The sequence below is a fragment of the Bradyrhizobium prioriisuperbiae genome (genome assembly GCF_032397745.1).
Classification (GTDB): Bacteria; Pseudomonadota; Alphaproteobacteria; order Rhizobiales; family Xanthobacteraceae; genus Bradyrhizobium_A; species Bradyrhizobium_A prioriisuperbiae.
In genome coordinates, this window is record NZ_CP135921.1 from 712,912 (window position 1) to 737,281 (window position 24,370).

At 65.0% G+C, this 24,370-nt stretch carries 20 protein-coding genes; 14 read left to right on the plus strand and 6 right to left on the minus strand.

Translation table 11 applies throughout. The features are described 5' to 3' along the window. Positions 1-214: 214 nt before the first annotated feature. The 3 genes from RS897_RS03335 (at position 215) to RS897_RS03345 (ending at position 5,441) form a co-directional block, all read left to right on the plus strand. Entirely contained in the window at positions 215-685 is a 471-nt protein-coding gene (locus tag RS897_RS03335) for a hypothetical protein (protein ID WP_315835183.1), read from the plus strand. Between the two features lie 104 nt (positions 686-789). Then, positions 790-1,614, plus strand: coding sequence for a hypothetical protein (locus RS897_RS03340; protein ID WP_315835184.1), 825 nt, complete (start codon positions 790-792; stop codon positions 1,612-1,614). Between the two features lie 125 nt (positions 1,615-1,739). Beyond that, positions 1,740-5,441 (plus strand): phage tail family protein, encoded by a 3,702-nt coding sequence (locus RS897_RS03345; protein ID WP_315835185.1) that lies wholly within the window; start codon positions 1,740-1,742, stop codon positions 5,439-5,441. A gap of 117 nt (positions 5,442-5,558) precedes the next feature. Here RS897_RS03345 and RS897_RS03350 read toward each other — a convergent pair whose 3' ends face one another. Continuing rightward, positions 5,559-5,954: a response regulator gene (locus tag RS897_RS03350; RefSeq protein WP_315835186.1), complete on the minus strand. Its 396-nt coding sequence runs from the start codon at positions 5,952-5,954 to the stop codon at positions 5,559-5,561. Between the two features lie 271 nt (positions 5,955-6,225). Between RS897_RS03350 and RS897_RS03355 the strand changes: the two genes are divergently transcribed. Then, positions 6,226-7,200 carry a bifunctional riboflavin kinase/FAD synthetase gene (locus tag RS897_RS03355; RefSeq protein WP_315835187.1) on the plus strand — a complete coding sequence of 325 codons (975 nt, stop codon included), beginning with the start codon at positions 6,226-6,228 and terminating at the stop codon, positions 7,198-7,200. 16 nt (positions 7,201-7,216) lie between these two features. On the opposite strand, the gene RS897_RS03360 is transcribed toward RS897_RS03355, so the two are convergent. Both RS897_RS03360 and RS897_RS03365 read right to left on the minus strand, forming a co-directional pair. Then, positions 7,217-7,582, minus strand: a complete 366-nt coding sequence (locus tag RS897_RS03360) for a DUF1048 domain-containing protein (protein WP_315835188.1) — start codon at positions 7,580-7,582, stop codon at positions 7,217-7,219. A gap of 2 nt (positions 7,583-7,584) precedes the next feature. After that, entirely contained in the window at positions 7,585-7,914 is a 330-nt protein-coding gene (locus RS897_RS03365; protein ID WP_315835189.1) for a PadR family transcriptional regulator, read from the minus strand. Positions 7,915-8,324: 410 nt separating this feature from the next. Between RS897_RS03365 and ileS the strand changes: the two genes are divergently transcribed. The 6 genes from ileS to arfB all read left to right on the plus strand — a co-directional run bounded on the left by ileS (position 8,325) and on the right by arfB (position 16,290). Further along, positions 8,325-11,369 carry an isoleucine--tRNA ligase gene (gene ileS / locus RS897_RS03370; RefSeq protein ID WP_315835190.1) on the plus strand — a complete coding sequence of 1,015 codons (3,045 nt, stop codon included), beginning with the start codon at positions 8,325-8,327 and terminating at the stop codon, positions 11,367-11,369. After that, positions 11,359-11,895, plus strand: coding sequence for a signal peptidase II (lspA, locus tag RS897_RS03375; protein ID WP_315835191.1), 537 nt, complete (start codon positions 11,359-11,361; stop codon positions 11,893-11,895). The genes ileS and lspA overlap by 11 nt, the downstream gene beginning before the upstream one ends. A gap of 154 nt (positions 11,896-12,049) precedes the next feature. Beyond that, positions 12,050-12,763: a hypothetical protein gene (locus RS897_RS03380; protein WP_315835192.1), complete on the plus strand. Its 714-nt coding sequence runs from the start codon at positions 12,050-12,052 to the stop codon at positions 12,761-12,763. A gap of 278 nt (positions 12,764-13,041) precedes the next feature. Next, the gene (locus tag RS897_RS03385; protein ID WP_315838506.1) at positions 13,042-14,418 is read left to right on the plus strand and encodes a M16 family metallopeptidase; all 1,377 of its coding nucleotides are present in this window, start codon (positions 13,042-13,044) and stop codon (positions 14,416-14,418) included. A 20-nt stretch (positions 14,419-14,438) separates the two neighbouring features. Beyond that, positions 14,439-15,797, plus strand: coding sequence for a M16 family metallopeptidase (locus RS897_RS03390; protein ID WP_407654526.1), 1,359 nt, complete (start codon positions 14,439-14,441; stop codon positions 15,795-15,797). Between the two features lie 76 nt (positions 15,798-15,873). Beyond that, positions 15,874-16,290 (plus strand): alternative ribosome rescue aminoacyl-tRNA hydrolase ArfB, encoded by a 417-nt coding sequence (arfB, locus tag RS897_RS03395; RefSeq protein WP_315835193.1) that lies wholly within the window; start codon positions 15,874-15,876, stop codon positions 16,288-16,290. 211 nt (positions 16,291-16,501) lie between these two features. On the opposite strand, the gene RS897_RS03400 is transcribed toward arfB, so the two are convergent. Then, positions 16,502-17,356 (minus strand): LysR family transcriptional regulator, encoded by an 855-nt coding sequence (locus tag RS897_RS03400; RefSeq protein ID WP_315835194.1) that lies wholly within the window; start codon positions 17,354-17,356, stop codon positions 16,502-16,504. A 115-nt stretch (positions 17,357-17,471) separates the two neighbouring features. Here RS897_RS03400 and dapA point away from each other — a divergent pair, with 115 nt between their 5' ends. Both dapA and mutL read left to right on the plus strand, forming a co-directional pair. Then, positions 17,472-18,374 carry a 4-hydroxy-tetrahydrodipicolinate synthase gene (gene dapA, locus RS897_RS03405; RefSeq protein WP_315835195.1) on the plus strand — a complete coding sequence of 301 codons (903 nt, stop codon included), beginning with the start codon at positions 17,472-17,474 and terminating at the stop codon, positions 18,372-18,374. A 95-nt stretch (positions 18,375-18,469) separates the two neighbouring features. Next, entirely contained in the window at positions 18,470-20,323 is a 1,854-nt protein-coding gene (mutL, locus tag RS897_RS03410; RefSeq protein WP_315835196.1) for a DNA mismatch repair endonuclease MutL, read from the plus strand. Between the two features lie 42 nt (positions 20,324-20,365). Here the strand turns inward: mutL and RS897_RS03415 are convergent, their stop codons facing one another. Then, positions 20,366-20,506 carry a hypothetical protein gene (locus RS897_RS03415; RefSeq protein ID WP_315835197.1) on the minus strand — a complete coding sequence of 47 codons (141 nt, stop codon included), beginning with the start codon at positions 20,504-20,506 and terminating at the stop codon, positions 20,366-20,368. A gap of 206 nt (positions 20,507-20,712) precedes the next feature. Between RS897_RS03415 and RS897_RS03420 the strand changes: the two genes are divergently transcribed. Next, positions 20,713-21,804 carry an alpha/beta hydrolase family protein gene (locus tag RS897_RS03420; RefSeq protein WP_315835198.1) on the plus strand — a complete coding sequence of 364 codons (1,092 nt, stop codon included), beginning with the start codon at positions 20,713-20,715 and terminating at the stop codon, positions 21,802-21,804. 103 nt (positions 21,805-21,907) lie between these two features. Here RS897_RS03420 and RS897_RS03425 read toward each other — a convergent pair whose 3' ends face one another. Continuing rightward, entirely contained in the window at positions 21,908-22,462 is a 555-nt protein-coding gene (locus tag RS897_RS03425; protein ID WP_315835199.1) for a MarR family winged helix-turn-helix transcriptional regulator, read from the minus strand. 354 nt (positions 22,463-22,816) lie between these two features. Here RS897_RS03425 and RS897_RS03430 point away from each other — a divergent pair, with 354 nt between their 5' ends. Then, positions 22,817-24,337 (plus strand): porin, encoded by a 1,521-nt coding sequence (locus tag RS897_RS03430; RefSeq protein WP_315835200.1) that lies wholly within the window; start codon positions 22,817-22,819, stop codon positions 24,335-24,337. Positions 24,338-24,370 lie beyond the last annotated feature (33 nt).

Consider the following 24,370-nt stretch of genomic DNA (forward strand, 5'->3'; position numbering starts at 1 on the left):
CGCAGCGTGCAGAAATAAGCAGTAAACATTTTTTGTGCCGTATACGGCATATGCCGTATCGCTGACGCGGGCACTGCCTGCCATGGTGCGGCGTCATCCAGTTCGTCCGCCGAACATCCCCGCCATGAGCCGTGTAGACCGATCGTCACGCGACATGACTGCAAGAGACGTGTCTGTCAGTGGCATGACTCTCGGAAACATGACTCGCAGAAGCATGGCTGTCAGAGATCTGCCGATTGGCAGACTGCTCGCAGCCCTCTGCGTGCTTCTGCTCGCGGTCGCGCGGCCGGCCGCGGCACAAACACAGGACACCACGCCCTCGGGCATGGTGGCGTTCTTCGCGGCGGCGGACCCGACCACCGGGGCATGCCCGGCCGGCTGGTTCGTGCCGCCGCAGGCGCAGGGGCGGCTGCTGGTGGGCGTCGGCGACGCTGGCACCGTTGGGATCACCTCGGGGACACCGATGGCCAACGCCAGCGATCCGACCCACATCCACGGCTATTATCCCAGCATCACCCTGGCGGGGCAGGCCATCCTCGGAGCATCCGGCGGCAAGGACCACGAAGGGGCCCATAACGGCACCTACACCCTGCAAACGGGCTCGCCGCCCGTGGCCTCCGTCTTCACCCAGCCTTCGCCGTCGAACCTGCCCTACATCCAGCTCATCGTCTGCCAGAAACAATGAGGCCTTGCATGATCCTTTGCGTGATCTCTTGCATGCACCTCTGCAGGACTCTTTGTAGGACTGTTGGCAAGACCCTTGGCAAGACGCTTGGCAGGACTCCGAACATGACCGCGACGACATTCTGGTGCGCGGCGCTGGTGCTGACCGGCCTCGCAAGCCCCGCAGCCGCCGCGCCGGTGTCGGAGGACGCCTATCCGCTCGGGACGGTGGCGTTCTTCAATGCGCAGAGCTGTCCGACCGGATGGCAGACGGCGTCGAAGCAGAGCGGATTCACCCTGGTGCCGTTCACGTCGATCCCATCGGGCGCGCAAGGCAGCACCACGAATGCCGCGCTCGGGAGCGGCCAGACCTTCGGCCACAGCCATGCCAGCCTGTTGTCGAGCATCACCCTTCGCACCAACAGATACGGCGGATTCTCAGGCCACGGCGACCACTCCACCTCGAAGAGCGGAACGCTGCCGGTCAATGGCGGCACCGACTTCGACGACGCTAATATTCCCTATCTGCAACTGCTGATCTGCGCGAAGGTCGCATTCCAGTCCCTGCCGAATCCGCCCGTCGGCCTCCCGCCGAACATCGCCGCGCAATTCCTGCTCGACGCCTGCCCGGGGGGCTGGAAGCCGTTTGCAGCCAGCAACGGCCGCTTCCTGGTGGGCCTGCCCGCCGGCGGCACGCCGGGCACGCAGTTCGGCGGCCCCGCGTACACAAGCATCGGCGCCAACAACACCCACGTCCATCCCTTTTCGGGTTCGTTCAACGTTCCTTCGACCAGCGTCGCGCTGGCGCCATGCTGCAACGGCAGCTACGGCTCCGCAGGCGCGTATCCGTTCCAGGGCATCACGTCCGCCGCCCTCATTCCCGTTCCCTACGCCGCCGTGTCGCAGTGCATGCCATGCGCGGCCAACGACCCGGCCTGCAACTCTCAATAAAGCCGGAGCGCGATGACACCGCGCTCCAGCTTTCTTCAACTGGCGCGTCATCTCCGCGCGACAAACGCGACGCGTTTGCGCGGGGATCATGCGCGGTCCCGTTCACCTTTGCCCGGAGACAGACCATGGTTGCGACTGCCAGCGATATCCAGATCACCGCGAGCCTGATCGACGACTACCTCTTGACCATGGACGCTCCGGTCGGCCCGAACCCGAACGGCCGCTTTGTCGCGGTGCAGGACCCAACCGCGACGGCGCAGTGGGCGAGCCTGCTGGCGGTGGATTCCTCCGGTGATAATCTGGTGCTGTTCACTCCGGACTCCAGCTCGCATTCGGGCTGGTCGACCGCCACCACGAGCGGCGTGCCGGTGCCAAGCGGCGCCTCCGGCGAGATCGCGCGGCTCGCCGCCTTCGCGCAATTGGGCACCACCCAGGCACTGGCCTATTTCCCGATCAGCACCCCCATCGGCAACGGCAATGCGGCGACATGGATGCAATGGAGCGCGGCCGGCGGCTGGACCGCGGCCGCCCTGACCGGCAATGCGCAGAACGCGCTCGGCTTCACCTTCCAGACCGACACCTATGTCGACGCCGCCGGCAACGCCTATCTCTACGGCGTCTCCGGCAACATCAGTGACGGCCAAGGCAAGCACCACACCGGCGCGTTCTTCGTGGTCGGGTACGATCCGAGCGGCGGCGACGGCACCGGCGCCTGGGATGTGCTGTACGAACAACTGCTTGATATCTTCACGCCGAAGATCACGACCGGTGCCGCGTTCCGCCTGCTGCCCGGCAACGATGGCGGCGTCAACGTGGTGTGGATCGACCAGGACATCATCTATTGCCAGGGCGCCACCATCGCCATCGACCCGACAACGTCGAGCCCGAGCTTCGCCATGCCGGGCACCCCGTCGTCCTTCGCCTCCAGCCTCACCGGGCTGACCGTCAGCGCGATCGTGCCGCTGCCCGGCAGCGCGGGCGCGGACAATCTGCTGATCGTCGATGGTATGGGAACGCTGTACATGGTCCTGGGCTACACCCAGTCGATCGGCGCCGTGAGTCCCCTGACCGGCGTCGACGACAGCCAGCCGGCCGGCGTCGTGTCGGCGTCAGCCGGCGTGGACGCGACCGGCAATCTGCACGTGATGGTGTCGGAGACGACAACGCAGATGCTGTGGATCCTGCGCCAGTCCGGCAGCAACGGCAACACGCCGAGCTTCGACGCGTGGGTGCCGCTGGGCAACACGGTGAGCGCGATCGCTGCGCCGGCTGTGATGGCGGGCGGCCCCGAGCTGTTCCTGGTCGATCCGAGCCTGACTGCCTATCACATGACGCAGAACCTGACCGACCTCACCTGGTCGACGCGGGCGATCGCGGCGCCGGCCGCGAGCACCGCGACGCCGACCAACATCGCCGGCACATCGATGAACCTGACGGTGGTGGACGCCAACCAGGTGCCGATCCCCAAGGCGCTGATCTCGGTCTCAAGCGACCAGCCGGTGGTGCTGCTGGTAGCCGGCGTGTCCTATCCGATCGGCCCCGGGACGCCGCCGGTGCAGATCCAGGCTGATCCTGTGGGCCAGGCCTGCGTGCTGATCGAAACCACCACGCTGTCGATGCCGCCTTTGCTCTTCCAAGTGACCAACACCGACGGCTCGACCGCGCAGCGCAGCTGCCAGGGCGACCAGGTGGAGTTGAAGCAGGGCGAGACGCTACCGGTGCCGGCGCACGCGCCGGCCTGCGTCGCTTCGCGCCTCGCCGGGCAGGACCCGAACTGGCCGCTGACCGCCAGCACGCTGCAGAACCCCACTCCGCCGCTGCTCCCGCTGCTCAACACGACGTATCCGGATCCCTCCGGGATTGTGACGTCGATCAACAACGCCGGGCAATGGCTGCTGCCGCAGAATGTCGACACCACCACCAATACGCTGTCGCTTGCCAATGTGGCGGTGAAGCACTGGAGCATCGATTTCGGCCGGGACGGCGAGGCGGCAAAATTTCAGGTGCTGAGCGAGGCCGAGGGTTTCGCCGCCAGACAGCATGCGCAGGCACAAACCGCGGTCGGCAGTATCATCGGCACGATCTTTGGCGACGTCGCCAACTTCTTCAAGCACGCCTGGCAGCAGCTCGAAAAGATCACCGTCACCATCGGCACCGAGCTGACGGTGATTTTCAACGACGCGCTGCCGCTCGTGGTCAACACGGTGCGCGAGGCCGGCCAGGCGCTGGAGACGATCTTCAGCCGGATCGTGCAGGGCGTGGCCGGCGCCGCGATCGACGCCTATGACGCGGTGAAGAACGCGATCAACTGGCTGAAGCAGCTGTTCGAGTGGGACGACATCCTGATCACGCAACGCGTGATCAGGAAGGCGGTGACGTCCGGCCTCACCGCGGCGCAGGGCGCGATCGGCACGGCGGAGAGCTTCGTGCAGGCCAAGTTCAGCACATTGCAGGGCGACGTCACAGATTTCTTCACCAACCTGGAATCGTATTTCGAACAGACGCAGACCTTCAACACCATGGCGAGCGGCGCCGGATCAAGTCCGCTCGGCGGGACGGGCGGCGCGCTCGCCGGCCAGCCGGCCTCGACCGCCTACAACCAGAACGGGGCGCGATCGAACTACGTGCACAACCATATGAAGGCGTATTACAGCAGCACCAGCAGTAGCAGCGGCGGCGGCAGCGGCACGGGCTCGATGCAGAGCGTGCTGAGCCTGATCCAGAGCAACGTGGCCGGCGACACCTTCAACGGCCATGTCCATACGCTGCAGACGACGCTCCAGGCGCAGGTCAGCGACTTCCGCCAGTTCTTCGATATCGTCATCGTCGACCTGCTGAAGGCGCTGAACGACCTCACCAACTTCGCGCTCGGCGCCATCGAAGACATCATCATCGCCATCCTGAAGCTGCTCAGCGACGCGATCGACGCCATGCTGGGGATCTGGAGCAACACCACGCTCGATATCCCGATCATCTCCTGGCTCTTCACGCAGATCACCAAGACGACGGACAATCCCGCCGGCGAACCCTTCACCATCCTCAACGCGCTGAGCCTCGTGCTCGCCGTGCCCTGCACGATCCTCTACAAGGTGCTGATCAGCAAGGGCGTGGCGCCGTTCACCGAAGCGGAGGCCGTGGACATCGAGACCAACGGACTGCCCTGGCCGCAGCTCGCAAGCGCGCCGGCGATGCTGGCGAAACGTCCGCAGCTCACCGCCGCGGCCGTGCCGACTTACATGCGGACGGCGGGCGTCATCGCCGGCCTCGCCAACCTCCTCCTCATGGTGACGTCGACAGGCGCGGACGTTCTGGCCTTCCAGCCGGAGGAGGAGGAGGAGGAGCCGCTGCCGGACTTCAAGAAGTACTTGTCCTGGGGGACGCTGTTCTGCAGCGCGACGGCGCAGGTCTTGAGCGCGCCCTTCAATCTGATGAACGGCCTGTCGGGCGCGGCGGACGGCTGGACACTCGGTGTCTGGCTCGGGTCCCTGTTCCCGTTCGGATGCGATTTGATCGCCACCGGCGCGACGGGCGGCCTGATGCGCTTCACGGATCAGTACGGTCCGCCCATCGATACCTGCTTCGGGGCGGTCATGATCACCGTGGCCGCGATCGCCCTGCATGAGCAGGGCGACGACAAGGCGGCCTATACGGGATGGGACCAGGCCAACATCATCGTTCCGCAGATCGGACGTCTGTTCAAGTTCCTGATCATGACCAAGGACAGTGCGCCGACCGCCGCCGTCGCGCTGCCGACACTGGTCGCGCTGGACGTGCTGCTCGGCCTCGGCAGCACGGTGACGCAGCTGGGTGCCGCGATCGACGGGTGATGCATCGACGTCGCAGCGGTCGTGCGGGGAATGCTTGCCGTACAACCATCACAAACAACAACGGCCGGGACAAAGCCCGGCCGCAAATCTATCCAGCAGTGAAATCCGTCGCGCGTCTTACGCGTTGGCGTGATCCGGGAATACCGCTTCGATCTTGGTCTTCAGCGTCGCCGCGTTGAACGGCTTGACGATGTAGTTGTTCACGCCGGCCTTCTTGGCGGCGATGACGTTCTCGGTCTTGGATTCCGCGGTGATCATGATGAACGGGGTCATCGCCAGATTGGGATCGGCGCGGACCTCCTTCAGCAGGTCGTAGCCGGTCATCGGCTCCATGTTCCAGTCGGAAATCACCAGACCGTACTTCTTGCCGCGCATCTTGTTGAGCGCCGCCGAGCCGTCGCTGGCATCGTCGATGTTCTCGAACCCGAGCTGTTTCAGAAGATTCCGAATGATGCGGATCATGGTGCTGTAGTCATCCACCACCAGAACCGACATCGACAAATCCATCGCCATCACATGTGCTCCCTGTCGCCGTCCTGGCGCGCCCCCGCTGATGCCGCGGTGGGATGGCCCCGCCGGCTTGGCACCGCGATGTCACGGCCCCTGCGGAAAATGCCGGGGCTGTTCCACTCGCTCTCAACACCTAGCATCAGCCCTTAAACAGCACGTTAACCGGCCACCATCGGACCCGCTCCTGGAACGGCGCCCTGCCGGCTTGACTTCCGGCACGGGGAGGCTTCACCGTCGCCCGATCATGACCGCTCCTTCGCCTCCGCAGACTGCGATGCCGACCGATTTCACCGTTATTCGCGACAACACTCCCCTCGACGCAATCCCCAGGGGCGCCGTGGTGGCGCTCGGCAATTTCGACGGCGTCCATCTCGGGCACCGGGCGGTGATATCGGCCGCGCTCGATATGGCCCGCGTCCGCGGCCGGCCGGCGCTGGCCGTGACGTTCGAGCCGCATCCGCGCAGCTTTTTCAGCCCCAACACCCCACAATTCAAACTTACCGACCTGCCGGACAAGCTGCGGCTGCTGGCCTCGACCGGGCTCACCGGCGCGGTGGTGATGACTTTCGACGCCGCGCGCGCCCGCACCACCGCCATGGACTTCATTAACCACGATCTGATCGGGCGGCTCGGCATCAGCGGCATTTCGGTCGGCTTCGACTTCCATTTCGGCAAGGGCCGCACCGGCTCGCCGGCGCTGCTGGCGGCCGAGGCGCCCAAGCTCGGCATCGAGGTGCACATCCAGTCGCATATCGATGTCGAGGGACGGGCGGTGTCGTCGACCGCCATCCGCAATGCGCTGGGACAGGGCCAGCTCGATGAGGCCGGCGCGCTGCTCGGCTATCCCTGGTTCATCTCCGGCGAGGTGATCCATGGCGAGAAGCGCGGGCGCGATCTCGGCTACCCCACCGCCAATATCCGGCTCGATCCGGCCTGCGGGCTCCGGCACGGCATCTATGCGGTGCGGATCGGGCGCGGCAGCGAACGCTTCGACGGCGTGGCGAGCTTCGGCCGCCGCCCGACCTTCGACAACGGCGCCCCGCTGCTCGAGGTGTTCCTGTTCGATTTCAAGGGCGATCTCTACGGCAGCCGGCTCGATGTCGCCTTCATCGCCTATCTGCGCGAAGAGCTGAAATTCGAGGGCATCGAACCGCTGATCCGGCAGATGGATGACGACAGCGCCCGGGCCCGGGCGGCACTGGCGGCCGCGCCGGAGGCGTTTCCACCCCTTGGGATTGTCACGGATTGATCCCGATCTCCGTTCGTTACGGTTCATTGCCCGCGACGCGATCAATGGCCTCGACCAGCCGTTTCCGCTCCTTGTCGATCCACTGGCCCTCCGCGTAGTTCTGGAGAAACGTCTCCACGAACTCCACCGGGTTTTCCCCGACGATCGCACGGATCGGTGTTCCGCTCGCCGCGCTCTGCTCGAAGAGATCGACGAGATCCTCCAGCATCGACACCACGGTGTCGCCTTTCGTGATCCCGCCGAAATACGTCAGGTACCGATCCAGTGCCTCGATCGCCGTGCGATAGTTCGTAGGAAGCTGCTTCGTGCGCTCCTTGTACTGCCAGTAGCGCTTCTTCTGCTCAATCGACCCTGTGACCTTTTCGATCCACCCTGCAACCATGTCTAAGTCCTTCCTTCGCGAAGCTGTTCGAGTCGTTCTGTGAGGAAGCTCCACGTTCTCCAGAACTCGTCGAGATACTCTCGTCCCTGCGCGTTGAGCGAATACACCTTGCGCGGCGGCCCCTTCTCGGACGGGATCTTCTTCACGTCGACAAAGCCGCGTTGCTCGATCCTGATCAGCAGGGCGTAGACGGTGCCTTCGGCGATGTCGGAGAAGCCCTGTTCCCGCAACCGTGCCGTGATCTCGTAGCCATACGCGGGCTGCACGGACAGAAGCGCGAGGACGATGCCCTCCAGCGTGCCCTTGAGCATCTCCGTCATCTGCTTGCCCACGGGACCACCTCCTCGATCTACTAAGCGTTACTAACTACTAGTATATAGCGTCACTTAGTAGTTGCCGTCAAGCCTACGCAGCGACGGGGCCGGGACGTGTCGGCTCTTGCCACCTCAAGGTCCGAACAGCAGGTATCGTCAGACCATCAGCGACGGGTGCACCTAACCCAGAGGGGCAGACTCCCCTTGGGAGCCGAACGCCGAACTTTTGAGCCCGTTGCGGGCCTTTCCGATGCCCCGTCGGTTTGCTAATGAGCAGCCTATGACCGCGCGGCGCATCATCAGCAGCATTAGCGGCCCGGCTTCCGCCTGAGCGTCACGCTCGCGCGCAAGACCGGGATGGCCTCGTTACCCCCTGAAATTCCGCGCTGAATCGCTTTTTCGCGCCGTACCGCCGAGCCTTATTCATCATGACCGACAAGCCGACCAAGACCGACGCTCCCGCCGAGGGGCATGACTATTCCAAGACCCTGTACCTGCCGCAGACGGAATTCCCGATGCGCGCCGGCCTGCCGCAGCGCGAGCCGGAAATCCTGAAACGCTGGACCGAGATCGACCTGTACGGCCAGTTGCGAGCAACCGCGAAGGGCCGCGCCAAATTCGTGCTGCATGACGGGCCGCCCTATGCCAACGGCCACATCCATATCGGGCATGCGCTGAACAAGATCCTGAAGGACCTGGTGACCCGCAGCCAGCAGATGCTCGGCTTCGATTCCAACTATGTGCCGGGCTGGGACTGCCACGGCCTGCCGATCGAATGGAAGATCGAGGAAGAGAACTACCGCTCCAAGGGCAAGCAGAAGCCGGACCTGAAAAATTCCGCCGCGATGATCGCGTTCCGGCGCGAATGCCGCGCCTACGCCACCCACTGGCTCGACGTGCAACGCGAGGAGTTCAAGCGGCTCGGCGTGGTCGGCGACTGGGCGCATCCCTACACCACCATGAGCTTCCCGGCGGAAGCCCAGATCGCGCGCGAGATCATGAAGTTCGCCGCCAACGGCACGCTGTATCGCGGCTCCAAGCCGGTGATGTGGTCGGTGGTGGAAAAGACCGCACTGGCCGAAGCCGAAGTCGAATACGAGGACTACACCTCCGACGCGGTCTGGGTGAAGTTTCCGGTGGCGCAGATTGAACTCGCCTCGGGCAAGGACGCCTCGCCCGCCGTGGTGCAGGCGGTCACGCACGCCGCGGTGCTGATCTGGACCACCACGCCCTGGACGCTGCCCGGCAACCGCGCCGTCAGCTTCTCGTCGAAGATCGCCTACGGCCTGTATCGCGTCACCGACGCGCCCGCCGACAACTGGGCCAAGACGGGCGATCTCCTGATCCTTGCCGACGCACTGGCGGAGGCCGTGTTCAAGCAGGCGCGCGTGACCAGCTTCGAGAAGGTCGGCGACCTGCCGGCCTCGGTGCTGGCCGCCATGGAATGCAGCCATCCGCTGGCCGGGCTCGACGGCGGCTATCAATTCCGCGTGCCGCTGCTCGACGGCGACCATGTGACCGACGACGCCGGCACCGGTTTCGTGCATACCGCGCCCGGTCACGGTCGCGAAGACTTCGACATCTGGACGAGCAATGCCCGCGCCCTCGAAGCGCGCGGCATCAGCTCGACGATCCCCTACACGGTGGACGAAAACGGCGCGCTGACCGAGCAGGCACCGCACTTCACCGGCAAGCGCGTAATCAACGACAAGGGCGAGAAGGGCGACGCCAACGAGGCTGTCATCAAGGCGCTGAGCGCGCGCGGCATGCTGCTGGCGCGCTCGCGCCTGAAGCACCAGTATCCGCATTCCTGGCGCTCCAAGAAGCCGGTGATCTTCCGCAACACGCCGCAATGGTTCATCGCCATGGACAAGCCGATCGCCGACAACGGCACGGCCAAGCCCGGCGACACGCTGCGCGCACGCGCGCTGCATGCGATCTCGGTGACCCGGTGGGTGCCCCCGCAGGGCCAGAACCGCATCAACGGCATGATCAGCGGACGCCCGGACTGGGTGGTGTCGCGCCAGCGCGCCTGGGGCGTGCCGATCGCGGTGTTCGTGCGCGAACAGGGCGACGGCTCGGTCGAAATCCTCAAGGACGACACCGTCAACCTGCGTATCGCCGAGGCCTTCGTGCAGGAAGGCGCCGATGCCTGGTATGCCGAAGGTGCGCGCGAACGTTTCCTCGGATCGCTCGCGGCGGACGACTGGCACAAGGTCGACGACATCCTGGACGTCTGGTTCGATTCCGGCTCCACCCACGCCTTCGTGCTGGAGGACGCGCAGAATTTCCCGAGCCTCGCCGGCATCAAGCGCAAGATCGACGGCGGCCAGGACACCGTGATGTATCTGGAGGGTTCGGACCAGCATCGCGGCTGGTTCCACTCCTCGCTGCTGGAGAGCAGCGGCACCCGCGGTCGCGCGCCCTATGACGTGGTGCTGACCCACGGCTTCACGCTCGACGAGCAGGGCCGCAAGATGTCGAAATCGATCGGCAACACGGTGGAGCCGCAAAAGGTGATGGCGCAGTCCGGCGCGGATATCCTGCGGCTGTGGGTGGCGAGTTCCGACACCGCCGACGACCAGCGCATCGGCCCGGAAATCCTGAAGAACACCATCGAGACCTATCGCAAGCTGCGCAACACCATCCGCTGGATGCTCGGCACGCTGCGTCATTTCACCCCGGACGACCGGGTCGCGGTGACGGCGATGCCCGAACTCGAGCGGCTGATGCTGCACCGTCTCGCCGAGATCGACGCCGTGGTGCAGCAGGCCTATGCGGACTTCGACTACAAGACCGTGGTCTCAAGTCTTGCCGCGTTCATGAACACCGAACTGTCGGCGTTCTACTTCGACATCCGCAAGGATACGCTGTACTGCGATCCGCCGTCGTCGCTTCAGCGCAAGGCGGCGCTGACCACCGTCGACCTTTTGTGCGACGCCATCCTGAAGTGGCTGGCGCCGATCCTGTCGTTCACTTGCGACGAAGCCTGGCTGATGTATACCCCCGACGCCGAGCCGTCGGTGCACCTGACCACGTTCCGCGACGATCTCGCTGATTATCGCAATGATGCGCTGGCGAACAAGTGGGACACCATCCGCGCGGTTCGCCGTGTCATCACCGGCGCGCTGGAGCTGGAGCGCGCGGCCAAGCGGATCGGCTCCTCGCTCGAAGCCTCCCCGCTGGTCTATGTCGCGGACGAAACGGTGTTCGAGATCCTGGCCGGCGTCGACCTCGCCGAGGTCGGCATCACCTCGAACGCGATGCTGAGCACCGAGGATCCGCCAGCGGACGCTTTCGCCCTGAGCGACGTGCCCGGCGTGGCGGTGGTGATCGAAGCGGCCGTCGGCACCAAGTGCGCGCGCTCCTGGAAGATCCTGCCGACCGTCGGCAGCGATCCGGAGTATCCCGACGTTTCGCCACGCGACGCGCAGGCGCTGCGTGAATTGAAAGCGCTGGGCCATGCGGTCTGACACCGGCAGCGCAACGGCGGCTCCCGCGACCTCGTCTTCCCTGCGCTGGGGCGTGGTCGCGGCGCTGGCCACGATCGTCATCGACCAGGCCGCCAAATCCTGGCTGCTCTACAGCTTCGATCTCCCCCGCCGCGGGGCGGTGGCGGTCACCCCGTTTTTCGACCTGGTGCTCGCCTGGAATACCGGCATCAGTTATGGCTGGTTCCAGAACGAGGGACCGCTGGGCCAGGCCATCCTGGTGGGGGTAAAGATCGTGGCCGTGGTCGCACTAGCGATCTGGATGGCCCGTTCCCAGGCCTGGATTGCGACCATCGGCCTCGGCCTGATCATCGGAGGCGCGATCGGCAACGCCATCGACCGGCTGATTTATGGCGCGGTGGTCGATTTTGCCCTGTTCCACGTCCAAATCGGGGGAGAAACCCGCAACTGGTATGTGTTCAACCTCGCCGATGTGGCGATTGTTGCCGGGGTCGTAGGCCTCTTGTATGATTCCTTTTTTGGAAAAGTCGCCGTAAAAGCGCCCTGATGCCGGCCGAATACGGCTTGGGCGGCGGCCCAGTGGCCTGTGCAAGTTATTGAAGCAGAGCCGATTTCTGCGACCGTTGAAACGATGTGATCGGGATTACAGCACGATGCGCAAGACCGAAGATGTTGGTCGGTATTTGGGTTGGCAGTCGCCCATGTCGAAGAGCTCGCTGACGCGCAGCCTGCGCGTGGCGGCTTGTGTGCTCGGCATCGGGCTTTGTCTCGCAACCGGCGCGGCGCGGGCGGGCGATGACGACGAAGACGATACGCCGCTCGAAGACCGCATCATGAAGAACATCATGAGCGGCCTCGGCGGCACCAACATGGACAACAAGGGCATCGATTATCGCGAGCGCTCGCCGCTGGTGGTGCCGCGCTCGACGGATTTGCCGCCGCCGGAGGCCGGCAAGGCCGAGGCGACAACGCCCGCGAACTGGCCGAAGGATCCGACGGTTGCCCAGCGCAAGGCTTCGGCCGAAGCTGCCAAGCAGGCGAAGCCGGACATGTTCGAAATGAACCGGACGCTGACCCCCTCCGAACTGGCGCCGAAGCGGAGCAAATCGGCGCGCTCGACGACGGTCCAGCAGCCCGGCAGCACGCCCGACGCCTACGGCGGCACCGGCAGCGGACCGATGCTGAACCCCAATCAGCTCGGCTTCAGCAGCAGCATGATTCCCAGCCTCTTCAAGGGCAATTCGACCGAGACCGGCAGCTTCAAGGGCGAACCGACCCGCGATAACCTAACCCAGCCGCCGGTGGGCTACCAGACGCCATCGCCGAACTATGCCTATGGCTCGGGCCCGATGAAGCCGCTCGACCAGCAGACCCCCAATCCGCTCGATCCCAATTCGGGCGTCAAGCGCAACTAAGATCTGGCGTGCTGAGCCGATGCACGCGCGCGCTTGAGACACGAAGTCTTGAGATTTGGCCGGCATGTTGCGGCTCGACAAATCCGCAACCGTCCGCATGATCAGCCGCGGGATCGTCGTCATCTGCTTATCTTCGAGCCAACTTACTTTGAAATGTATTGCGCGTATCCCGATCGCACAGCCGGCGCCCTTCCCGCGCACGCCGCGCTAGACTGCGATCCATCAGCGAGAGCATGAACCTGTCCCATCGTGTTGCCGACCTCATCCGCCCCGCAACGATGCTGATGGCGGCGTCGCTGTCGCTCGTGTCCGTCATCTCCGCTGGTGCACAAACCGCGCCGCCACAACAGGCCTCGCAGGCCACCGCAAGCCAGCAGCCCGCGACATTCACCCTTGCCAACGGCCTGCAGGTGGTCGTGGTCCCCGATCATCGCACGCCGGTTGTGACCCAGATGATCTGGTACAAAGTCGGCTCCGCCGACGAGACGCCGGGCAAATCCGGGCTCGCCCATTTTCTCGAACACCTGATGTTCAAGGGCACGTCCAAGCATCCCGCCGGCGAATTCTCGCAGACCGTGATCCGCATCGGTGGTAACGAGAACGCCTTCACCTCCACCGACTACACCGGCTATTTCCAGCGCGTGCCGCGCGACCAGCTCGCAAAAATGATGGCGTTCGAAGCTGATCGCATGACCGGCCTGACGCTGAAGAACGAGGAAGTGCTGCCGGAACGCGACGTGGTGCTGGAAGAGTACAACATGCGCGTCGGCAACAGCCCGGATGCCCGGCTCACCGAGCAGATCATGGCTGCGCTTTATCTCAACCATCCCTATGGCCGGCCCGTGATCGGCTGGCACCAGGAGATCGAGAAGCTCAATCGCGAGGACGCGCTGGAATTCTACAAGCGCTTCTATGCGCCGAACAACGCCACCCTGGTGATCGCCGGCGATGTCACCGCCGAGGACATCCGTCCGATGGTGGAGCAGACCTTCGGGCCGATTGCGGCCCAGCCCGCCATCCCGGCCAAACGCATCCGTCCGCAGGAGCCAACACCCATTGCGGCGCGCACGGTGACGCTGGCCGATCCGCATGTCGAGCAGCCCGGCGTGCGCCGTTACTATCTGGTGCCGTCGGCGACCGCCGCGGGCGACGACAGCACCGCGCTGGACGTGCTGGCCCAGGTGCTCGGCAGCGGCAGCAATTCCCTGCTTTACCGCGCACTGGTGGTGGACAAGCCGCTCGCGATCTCGGCCGCGGCCTGGTACCAGGGCACGGCTGTCGACGCCACCCAGTTCGCCATCGCGGCATCGCCCAAGCCGGGCGTCGAGTTCGCGCAGATCGAGCAGACCATCGATGCGGTGATCGCCGAAGTCGCGCAGAACGGCGTCTCCAGCGAAACGCTCGAACGCGCCAAGACCCAGCTGATTGCGGAAGCGGTCTACGCCCAGGACAGCCAGAGCACGCTGGCGCGCTGGTATGGCGCGGCACTGACCGTGGGGCTGTCGCTCGACAACGTGATCGACTGGCCGCGAAAGATCCGTGCCGTCACCGCCACCCAGGTGCGCGACGCCGCACGGACCTGGCTCGACAAGAAGCGGTCGGTCACCGGTTATCTGGTCAAGGAAGCGCCGCGGCGCGAGGAGAAGCGCTCGTGAAGCTGAGCCGTCACCAATTCATGCGCGGCGCTCTCGCGTCCGCAGCCCTGCTCGTCATGCTGCCGCTCGGCATGCCCTCGGCGAATGCCGCCACCAAGATCCAGCGCGTGGTGTCGCCCGGCGGCATCGAGGCCTGGCTGGTGCAGGATGCCACCGTGCCGCTGGTGGCGATGGAGTACGCCTTCAGCGGCGGCGCCGCGCAGGATCCGGCGGACAAGCCCGGCGTCAGCGACATGATGGCCAACCTGCTCGACGAAGGCGCGGGCGAGCTGGATTCCAGCACGTTTCACGACCGCCTCGAACGCCGCGCCGTCCAGATGACGTTCCAGACCTCGCGCGATTATCTGCGCGGCGCGCTGCGGATGCTCAAGGACGATCGTGACGAGGCGTTCGACCTGCTGCGGCTGGCCCTGACCGAGCCGCGCTTCGATGCCGAGCCGGTGGAGCGCATCCGCTCGCAGATGATCTCGGCGCTGCGCCGGGAAAGCACCACGCCGACCTCGCTCGCAACCCGCGCGTTCTGGAAGCTAACGTTTCCCGATCATCCCTACGGCAAGCCGTCCAACGGCACGCTGGAAACCCTGCCGACGCTGCAGGTCGCCGATCTCAGGGTCTACCAGCGCCGGGTGCTGGCAAAGGACACGCTGAAGATCGCCGTGGTCGGCGACATCGATGCGACGAGCCTGGGCAAGCTACTCGACCAGACCTTCGGCAAGCTGCCGGCGAAGGCGGAGCTGACTCCAGTGTCGGAGGTTGCGGCCGCGGCGCCGCCGCAGCGCCTGTTCGTGCCGCTGGACGTGCCGCAGACCGTCATCATGTTCGGCGGCCCGGGATTGAAGCGAGCCGATCCGGACTTCATGACCGCCTATGTGCTGAACCACATCCTGGGCGGTGGCTCGCTGTCGTCACGGCTCTACAAGGAAGTTCGCGAAAAGCGCGGCCTCGCCTACTCGATCTATGAATCTCTGCTCTGGATGAATCGCTCGGCGGTGTTCGTCGGGTCGACCGCGACCCGCGCCGACCGCGCCGGCGAGACCGCCGACGCCGTGGCCAGTGAAATCCGCCGGATGGCGGACGAAGGCCCGACCCAGAAGGAGCTCGACGAAGCGAAATCCTATCTCAAGGGGTCGCAGATGCTCGCGCTCGACACCTCGTCGAAGATCGCCGGCGCCCTGGTGCAATACCAGCTCGACAATCTCGGCATCGACTACATCGAAAAGCGCAACAGCCTGGTCGATGCGGTCACGCTGGAGGATGCCAAACGCGTCGCCAAGCGATTGTGGGGCCCCGGGCTGCTGACCACCGTGGTCGGACGCGCGATGGAGGCATCCGCACAGCCGGCCCAGCCGCAGACGGTGCCGCCGACCGGCAAAAATTGAGCCGGTCAATCCTCGCATAACGCGGTATGTTGGGGACCGAATCCCATCTGGGGATTCGGTCAATGCCGGTTGTGCCATGCTGCGGATTACCCATTCGATCTCGATCGACGAAAACGACATCGAGATCAGCTTTGTCCGCGCCTCCGGCCCGGGCGGCCAGAACGTCAACAAGCTCTCGACCGCCGCGCAGCTGCGTTTCGACGCCCGCCGTGCGGCGCTGCCGACCGACGTGGGCGTCCGGCTGGAGCGCCTCGCCGGCCAGCGCATGACCAAGGACGGCGTCATTGTCATCCATGCGCAGCGCTATCGCACCCAGGAGCGCAACCGCGAGGACGCGATCGAGCGGCTGGTCGATCTGTTGCGTGATGCCGCCGTGCGCCCGACCCCGCGCCGCGCCACCAAGCCGACATTCGGCTCGAAGCAGCGCCGCCTTGAAGGCAAGAAGAAGCGCGGCGACGTCAAGGCGATGCGCGGCGGCCGGATCGACGATTGATTGCAGGAGACGAAACATCCCACTGCTGTCATCACCGCGCTTGTCCCGGTGATCTCGCTTGGGAGGGCAGTGCGTCCCTAAGCGGGGTTGCCGGGACAAGCCCGGCAACGACAAAAGAACGCGATGTGTCGCGACGAGGCCGCATCAGAGAGAAGTGTGAATCCGATAGCCGCAGAGCTGGGGTATGCGACCAGCCCGTATAGTCGGAACCTTACAAATTCGCAGCGATGCAGCGCCGCGCATGATCGGCGAAGGCCAGCACCACGGGTTTCGGATTCGCCACCTGATAAAGATTGATCTTGAACGTCGGCAACTTCGGCAAACTCTTGCTGGTCAGAATCTCGAGAGAGTCCGGCACCGAATGGCCGAGCAGCGGCGCGACCGCGAGGTCCGCCTCCAGTGTCGCGCGCACCGGCTCCATGTTGCTGACCTCGCAGACCGCAAGCCATTCGCGGCGCGCCTTGCGCAGCGCCGCGATCGCGATGGGGCGGAACACGCAGGCGTCGGCGCCGAGCGACACCGGCAAGGGATCACGCCGGTGCGCCTCGCCGCCGCGGGCACCGGCCCAGACCAGCCGATCACTGCGCAGGGTCTCGCCGCCCTTGCCGCAGCCGAGCTCGGTGGTCAGCGCCAGATCGATATTTCCGGCCTTCAAGTCCGACAGCAGCACCACCGAATCCTGGCAGATCAGCGTCACCCGGATAGCGGGGAAAGCCTTGCTGAAACGGCGCAGGATCGGCGGGGTGTAGCTGCCGATGATGTCGTAGGGCGCGCCGAAGCGGACCTCGCCCTGGAACACCGGTTGGCGCAGCGACGCCCAGAGCTGGTCGTTGGCGGCAACGAGCTGCGTCGCCGATACGGTGAGGTTGCGCCCCTCCGGTGAGAGAATCAGGCGGCGGCCGGCGCGGGCGAACAGCGCGTGGCCGGACAGCTGCTCCAGCCGCTTGATCTGCTGGCTGATGGCGCCCTGGGACAGGTTCATCAGCTCCGCAGCGCGGGTGACGCTGCCGGTTTCTACCACCGCAAGGAAGGCGCGAACGATGGTGATGTCGATGTCCCGGTGCATGTCTCGGCCAATCTATTAGATATTCTAATGTAATTCTTTAAGTACATTAGATATCATAAATCTGGCCTCTGGCCTAGATTCCGGGCCTGGATTGTCTGCCATCGGGATCAGGACCATGACCACACTTACCGGCGTCTTCGCGCCGCTGATTACGCCATTCAGGGACGGCGCCATCGACCTCACGAGTTATCGCCGCCTGATCGACCATTTCCTCGCCGCCGGCGTGTCCGGGTTCGTGCCGCTGGGAACCACCGGCGAAGCGCCCGCTCTGGACGACGACGAGATCGACACCCTGGTGGCGGAGACGGTCGAAGCGGTGGCCGGACGCGCGCCGGTGTTTGTTGGCATCGGCGGCAACGCCACTCACAAGGTGATCCGCGCGGTCAAGCGGCTGTCGCGCCACGGCTTCACCGGCATCCTCTCGGTCTGCCCTTATTACAACCGCCCGACCCAGGACGGATTGCGCCAGCACTTCACGGCGATCGCGGAGGCCACCGACCGTCCCATCCTGATCTACAACATCCCCTACCGGACCTCGGTCAATCTGAGCAACGACACCCTGCTGCGGCTAGCGGAGCTGCCGAACATCGTCGGCGTCAAGGACTCCTCCGGCAACATGGCGCAGTCGCTGGAGCTGCTCGCCAACCGCCCGAAGGGCTTTTCAGTGTTGACCGGCGAGGACGAGCTGTTCCTGTCCAACCTCAGCCATGGCGGCGACGGCGGCATCCTCGCCTCCTGCCACCTTGCGACCGACGCCTTTGTGGACGTGTTCCGGCTGCATGTCGCCAACGATCATCGCGGTGCGCTGGCGACATGGGCGCCGCTGATGCGGATGATCCCGGCGCTGTTCAAGGAAGCCAATCCGATCCCGCTCAAATACTGCCTGTGGCGCCAGGGCCTGATCGCCTCCCCCGAATGCCGCCTGCCGCTGACGGCGGTGTCGCAGGGATTGGCGGAGGAACTCGACCGGCTGCTGGAACAGCTGCCCTCGCCGCTCCGGCACACGGCTGCGGCCTGAATTGAGGCACGGGGATAAAGCCCCATTCGCCCTCCCGCAGACGGCCCAAAACCCCTAAATTGGTGGGCCGTTCCGCGAGTCGTCCCTAGCCGCCCATGCCCGTCCGCCAACTGCCCGAAATCATCGTCAACCGCATCGCCGCAGGCGAAGTGGTGGAGCGGCCGGCTAGCGCCGTGAAAGAGCTGGTGGAGAACGCCATCGACGCCGGCGCCAGCCGGATCGACATCTTCACCGAAGGCGGCGGCCGGCGGCGGATCGCCATTACCGACGACGGCCATGGCATGACCAGGGACGACCTCGCGCTGGCAGTCGACCGCCATGCCACCTCCAAACTCGACGACGAAGACCTGCTGCGCATCCGCACCCTGGGGTTTCGCGGCGAGGCGCTGCCGTCGATCGGGGCGGTGGCGCGGCTTGCCATCACCACCCGCCATGCCAGCGAGCCGCATGCCTGGGGCATGACTGTCGAGGGCGGCGCGAAATCCGCCATCGCGCCCGCGGCGCTGACCCAAGGCACCCGTGTCGAAGTCAGCGATCTGTTTTTCGCCACGCCCGCGCGACTGAAATTCCTCAAGACCGACCGCACCGAGGCGGAAGCGATCCGCGAGATTGTGCGCCGGCTGGGCATGGCCCGCCCTGACGTCGCCTTCACCCTCGCCGGCGAAGAGCGCGCGCCGGTGACCTGGGCCGCCGCATTGCCCGGCGCGCCGGGGCGGCTGACCCGGCTCGGCGACATTCTCGGCGCGGACTTTCGCGCAAGTGCGATCCAGGTCAGCGCCGAGCGTGAAGGCACCGTGGTGGAGGGCTACGCGGCGGCGCCGTCGCTGACGCGGGCCAATGCGCTTGGACAATACCTGTTCGTCAATGGCCGCCCGGTGCGCGACAAATTGATTCTCGGCGCGGTGCGCGCGGCTTATGCCGACTACCTGCCGCGTGACCGCCATCCGGTGGTGGCGCTGTTTGTGACGCTCGACCCGCAGGAGGTCGACGCCAATGTGCATCCCGCCAAGACCGAAGTGCGTTTCCGCAACGCGGGCCTCGTACGCGCACTCATTGTGCATGCGTTGAAAGAAGGCCTTGCCCGCGAAGGTCGGCGCACGGCCGCCAATGGCGGCGATGCCGCGGTGGCGGCGTTCCGGGGCGGCGTCAACAGACCGCTGAACTGGGACTGGCAACGTTCGCCGTTTTATCCGGCGGCAACGCCGTTCGACCGTACGGCCGCAGTCGCGGAGTCCGCGTTCGCCGAACCAGCGTTCACCGCACCGGCTCAACCGGGCTTCCAGGCCTCGCCGCAACCGCGTTTCGATGTCGGCGCGCCGACCGCCGACGTGCGCGCGGCGATGGCTGCGCCTGCGCCAGACCTGCTCGACCGGCCGCTCGGCGCCGCGCGCACCCAGATTCACGAGACCTATATCGTTTCGCAGACGCGCGACGGCCTGGTGGTGATCGACCAGCACGCGGCCCATGAACGCATTGTCTATGAAAAGCTGAAGGCGTCGCTGGCGCGCGATGGCGTGCAGCGGCAGATCCTGCTGATCCCCGAGATCGTCGAGCTGGACGAGGCGACCGTGGAGAAGCTGCTGGCGCGCGCCACCGAGCTGGAAACATTTGGCCTCGCCATCGAGTCGTTCGGCCCCGGCGCGGTGGCGGTGCGCGAGACGCCGTCGCTGCTGGGCAAGACCAATGCGGCGTCGCTGTTGCGCGATCTCGCCGACCATATGGCGGAGTGGGACGAGGCGCTGCCGCTGGAGCGCCGGCTGATGCACGTCGCCGCCACCATGGCCTGCCACGGCTCGGTGCGCGCCGGCCGCATTCTCAAGCCGGAAGAAATGAACGCGCTGCTGCGCGAGATGGAAGTGACACCGAACTCCGGCCAGTGCAATCACGGCCGTCCCACCTATGTGGAGCTGAAACTCGCCGACATCGAACGGCTGTTTGGGCGGCGCTGACGCCGGACTCCATTGCGTGTCGACTTCAAGTGAGTCTCGATTTCATGCACGCAAATGGTGTATGCGGCGGAAACGCAACCCGATATCGACATCAACGGCAACAATTTTGACATCAGCGGCGATATCGATGCGCCATGCCGTGCCGTTGAGCACCGGCACGATGAGAAAACCGGCATCGCTCATACATTATTTGCTTGATCAATAGCACCGACGACGGATTAGTGAGGCTCATCGACCGATACGAGGGGCACGTGTCAGAGACGATAAAAAGATGTCACCCGCTGGCCGCAGCGGGAGGACGCAGCATATGTCCCTCAACCGCTTCCTGCGCGGAGTGACTTGCTGTGTTTCTCGACGTGTCTCTGCTCCGCTCCGATCCTACCGCCTGGATGCGCTGGCCCCGGAATGAACATTACTGCCTGCAGTTCCTGCGCGTACTGGGCGCGTCGCAGGACGGCGGCAGCACAATTACCGAATGTTGCCAGACGGCGAACCGGATTACGCCCGGCGACGATGAAAGCTGGCATCGGGAATGGAAGATGATCGCCGACATCAACAAGGAGCGCGGCGATCTCGCGCTCGCCGACGGCAACATCTGCACCGCGCAGAACAACTGGCTGCGGGCGGCGAACTACTATCGGGCCGCGGCCGCCTTTCTCGGCGATGACGACCTGAGACATCCGACGCTGGCGGACAACCTGCGATCGTGCTCGCACCACTACCTCGCGCAACTGCAGCCGGCAGGCGAGATCGTCCGGATTCCCTATCGGGAAGACGGCTACGTGCCGGGCTACTTCCTGCGGGCGCCGTCGAGCGGCGCCCGCACGCCCGTCGTCATCTGCTTCGGCGGACCGGCGTCCTGCAAGGAAGAGCATCTGTCGACTATGCCGCGCCACGCGCTGGCGCGCGGCCTGTCGCTGCTGCTGGTCGATCTTCCAGGCCAGGGCGCGATCCCGCAGAAGCGCAACATCGGACGCCATGACATCGAGATCTCCATCAGCCATTGCGTGGATTACCTGATCGCGCGCGGCGACGTCGACGCGCAGCGGATCGCGATCTATGGCGACGGCCTGGGTGCGGCCTTTGCGTCCCGCGCGGCAGCCCTCGATCATCGCTTCGCAGCGGCAGTCTGCGACGGCGGCATCTGGGATCTGCGCGAGCGGGCTTTCCTGCTCGGATGGCTTTCCGATGACGGCGAGGCCGACGACGTCAGGGCGCAGCTTCGCAAGCTGTCCCGGTTCGGCATCGCCAGGAGGATCAGATGCCCGATGCTGGTGGCGCTGTCGGAACAGGATCCGGCCCACGCCGGCGAGACCGCCGAACTCATCGACATCTACCGGGACGCTGGCCTCGACATCCGCGTGCGATCGTTCACCGGTCATGAAGGGGCCGCGCTACCGGGACAGAGCGTCAATCCGGCGATCGACAACGACTTCATCTATGACTGGATCGCCGCGCGTCTGGCGAACCGGCCAGCCTAGAGCCTTTTCCGTTCTGGTTGAATCACAACTGAGGCTCTAGCTTTTTGTTTTGACGCGTTTTCTTCACGCGAACCGGTATCCACTTCGCTCGAAACGCTCTAGATCAGCTCTCCGCGGCGAGCTTTAGCGACGCCTTTTCCAGCCTGCCCTCGAGCAATTTCAGCTTGTCGACGATATCCCGCAGGGCCTGATCGTCCAGGTCCGAGAAGATGAACGCGTCGAGGGACTGCTGACGGAGAGCCAGCGACTTGATCTCGTTGCGGGCCTTGTCGGTGACCGACATCAGCACGATGCGGGCATCTTCGGCGGACACGGTCCGGCTCATGAAGCCCTGCTTTTCGAGACTCTGGGTCTGCGTGGTGATGAACGAGCGATCGACATGGAGCTTCCTGGCGACGTCGCGGACCGACACCCCGCCGTCCTGATCGAGATCATGGATGGCCATCAGGATCAGCCATTGCGGGCCGCTGATGCCGAGGACGTCCGCCCAGGCGTAGCGAATGTCCTCAAAATGCATGTAGACGGCCAGAATTCCCCAGACGAACTCCCGGGCTAGGTCCTGCCGCCGCACAGCATCACCCTCGCCGCGAGCCGCTGCCTCATCGGAGGGCTCGTCAGCAGCCGTCTCACTGGGCGACGAACCCCGTCGGGCAGACATGTACCCCCCTCATGTTTTGTGAAGTCTTTGTTAAATGGGCCAAATAGCCAGCGCAAGGCGCCAGACCCTGCTGCTCCCGTAACATCCCTGTGACTATTTAATCACACTGGTCGCACAAAGAATTCATTTATAAACTCACGTATTGTAATCACATGTTTTACTCACGCATTATTGACCCAACGAAGCGGGGGGCTTTCCCGGGATCGTTCCGTCTGGGCGTTGTCGCCGATGTCGTCCGAGGGGCGTCTAAAGGCTCGGCGCCAGGCGGTGAATGGGGACAAGGGGACCATCCAGCTCGTGCGATCGCACCGACGGAACCGGAACTCTCCCTTTTTGAGCAAACTTGGAGGTTACATGAAGATGGTCAAGAGCCTTATGCTCGGCACCGCGGCCGGTTTTGTCGCGCTGACCGGCGCACAGGCAGCCGATCTTCCCGTCAAGGCCAAAGCGGTCGAGTACGTGAAGATCTGCTCGCTCTACGGCGCGGGCTTCTATTATATCCCGGGCACCGACACCTGCATCCGCATCGGCGGCGCGCTGCGCATCGACACCGCATTCAACGGCGGCGTCTACGATGCGCCGTTCTGGCGCGGCGGCGCGGGCGCTTCGGGCGCCTACTCGCGCGACTACTACACCACCCGCGCACGCCAGAACCTGTTCATCGACACCCGCACCGCCACCGAATACGGCGTGCTGCGCACCTACGCCAACATGCAGTTCGACTGGTCGCGCGGCCGTGAGAACATCGCGGGCGGCTTCGTCGAGGTCGACTTCGCGTTCATCCAGTTCGCGGGCTTCACCTTCGGTAAGGCGGTCTCGCAGTTCGATCCGCAGTGGGCGCTGTCCAAGCCGACCATTACCTCCGGCTTCCTCACCGGCTCGAACAACGCGACCGGCATCAACCAGATCGCCTACACCGCGTCGTTCGGCAACGGCGTGTCGGCGACGATCTCGCTCGAAGACTCGGTGCCCTATCGTTCGGCTGGCGTCGTCAACACGCTCGGTGGCGCGGCTTCGTTCATCGGGCCGTTCGGCGCCGTCGCAGGCACCTACGGCACGTCGGCGGTCACGTTCGCCGGCAATGCGCAACTCGGCGACCATGTTCCCGACGTCGTCGGCAACATCCGCCTCGACCAGGCCTGGGGTTCGCTGCACTTCGGTGCCGCCGCTCACGAAGTGCACGGCACCTACTACACCGCGGCCAACAGCGACACCGGCAAGCCGTCGTCGACCTGGGGCTATGCGGTCACCGGCGCCTTCGAACTCAAGAACCTGCCGACCGGCGTGGGCGACAGCTTGAAGGTTGAAGCCACGTTCGCCCATGGCGCAGCCAAGTACGTCTGGGGCGGCACCGTCGACACCACCGGCGGCGGTCTGTTTGCGATCGCGACCCAGAACACCCTGGGCTTCGGCTATGTGCTCGACGGCGTGTACGCCGGAACCAGCAGCGCGAACGGCACCGGCATCTCCCTCAGCAACGCCTGGGACGTGAGCGCCTACTACGAGCACTACTGGACCCCGCAGTGGCGGACCTCGGTGTTCGGATCGTACAGCCAGATCGACTACGGCTCCGCGGGCAATGCGCTGCTGCTCACGGCCGCCAACACCGGCGTCCTGAACACCGGCACCTTCGCCGGCACCGCCGGCGGCAGCTTCAAGCTGGCGGTCGCCCAGGTCGGCACCAAGACGTCCTGGACCCCGGTTCAGAACCTGACGCTGTCGGCTGAGTTCATCTACAGCCGCCTCGACCAGAACCTGACCGGCACCTTCACCAGCACCGGCACGGCGATCCCGGGCTATGCTGCCGGCTCCGCCTTCACGATGAAGGATCAGAACCGCTACAACGGCGCGGTCCAGATCCTGCGCAGCTTCTGATCAACAAGAAAGGAGGCTCTTCTCAACTCTTGT

Bases quoted from the DNA above. Each gene is read 5' to 3' on its own strand.
- RS897_RS03335 (WP_315835183.1), top strand. From the start codon at position 215: ATGGCTGTCAGAGATCTGCCGATTGGCAGACTGCTCGCAGCCCTCTGC.
- RS897_RS03340 (WP_315835184.1), top strand. From the start codon at position 790: ATGACCGCGACGACATTCTGGTGCGCGGCGCTGGTGCTGACCGGCCTC.
- RS897_RS03345 (WP_315835185.1), top strand. From the start codon at position 1,740: ATGGTTGCGACTGCCAGCGATATCCAGATCACCGCGAGCCTGATCGAC.
- RS897_RS03350 (WP_315835186.1), bottom strand. From the start codon at position 5,954: ATGGCGATGGATTTGTCGATGTCGGTTCTGGTGGTGGATGACTACAGC.
- RS897_RS03355 (WP_315835187.1), top strand. From the start codon at position 6,226: ATGCCGACCGATTTCACCGTTATTCGCGACAACACTCCCCTCGACGCA.
- RS897_RS03360 (WP_315835188.1), bottom strand. From the start codon at position 7,582: ATGGTTGCAGGGTGGATCGAAAAGGTCACAGGGTCGATTGAGCAGAAG.
- ileS (WP_315835190.1), top strand. From the start codon at position 8,325: ATGACCGACAAGCCGACCAAGACCGACGCTCCCGCCGAGGGGCATGAC.
- lspA (WP_315835191.1), top strand. From the start codon at position 11,359: ATGCGGTCTGACACCGGCAGCGCAACGGCGGCTCCCGCGACCTCGTCT.
- RS897_RS03380 (WP_315835192.1), top strand. From the start codon at position 12,050: ATGTCGAAGAGCTCGCTGACGCGCAGCCTGCGCGTGGCGGCTTGTGTG.
- RS897_RS03385 (WP_315838506.1), top strand. From the start codon at position 13,042: ATGCTGATGGCGGCGTCGCTGTCGCTCGTGTCCGTCATCTCCGCTGGT.
- RS897_RS03390 (WP_407654526.1), top strand. From the start codon at position 14,439: ATGCGCGGCGCTCTCGCGTCCGCAGCCCTGCTCGTCATGCTGCCGCTC.
- arfB (WP_315835193.1), top strand. From the start codon at position 15,874: ATGCTGCGGATTACCCATTCGATCTCGATCGACGAAAACGACATCGAG.
- RS897_RS03400 (WP_315835194.1), bottom strand. From the start codon at position 17,356: ATGCACCGGGACATCGACATCACCATCGTTCGCGCCTTCCTTGCGGTG.
- dapA (WP_315835195.1), top strand. From the start codon at position 17,472: ATGACCACACTTACCGGCGTCTTCGCGCCGCTGATTACGCCATTCAGG.
- mutL (WP_315835196.1), top strand. From the start codon at position 18,470: ATGCCCGTCCGCCAACTGCCCGAAATCATCGTCAACCGCATCGCCGCA.
- RS897_RS03415 (WP_315835197.1), bottom strand. From the start codon at position 20,506: ATGAGCGATGCCGGTTTTCTCATCGTGCCGGTGCTCAACGGCACGGCA.
- RS897_RS03420 (WP_315835198.1), top strand. From the start codon at position 20,713: ATGCGCTGGCCCCGGAATGAACATTACTGCCTGCAGTTCCTGCGCGTA.
- RS897_RS03425 (WP_315835199.1), bottom strand. From the start codon at position 22,462: ATGTCTGCCCGACGGGGTTCGTCGCCCAGTGAGACGGCTGCTGACGAG.
- RS897_RS03430 (WP_315835200.1), top strand. From the start codon at position 22,817: ATGAAGATGGTCAAGAGCCTTATGCTCGGCACCGCGGCCGGTTTTGTC.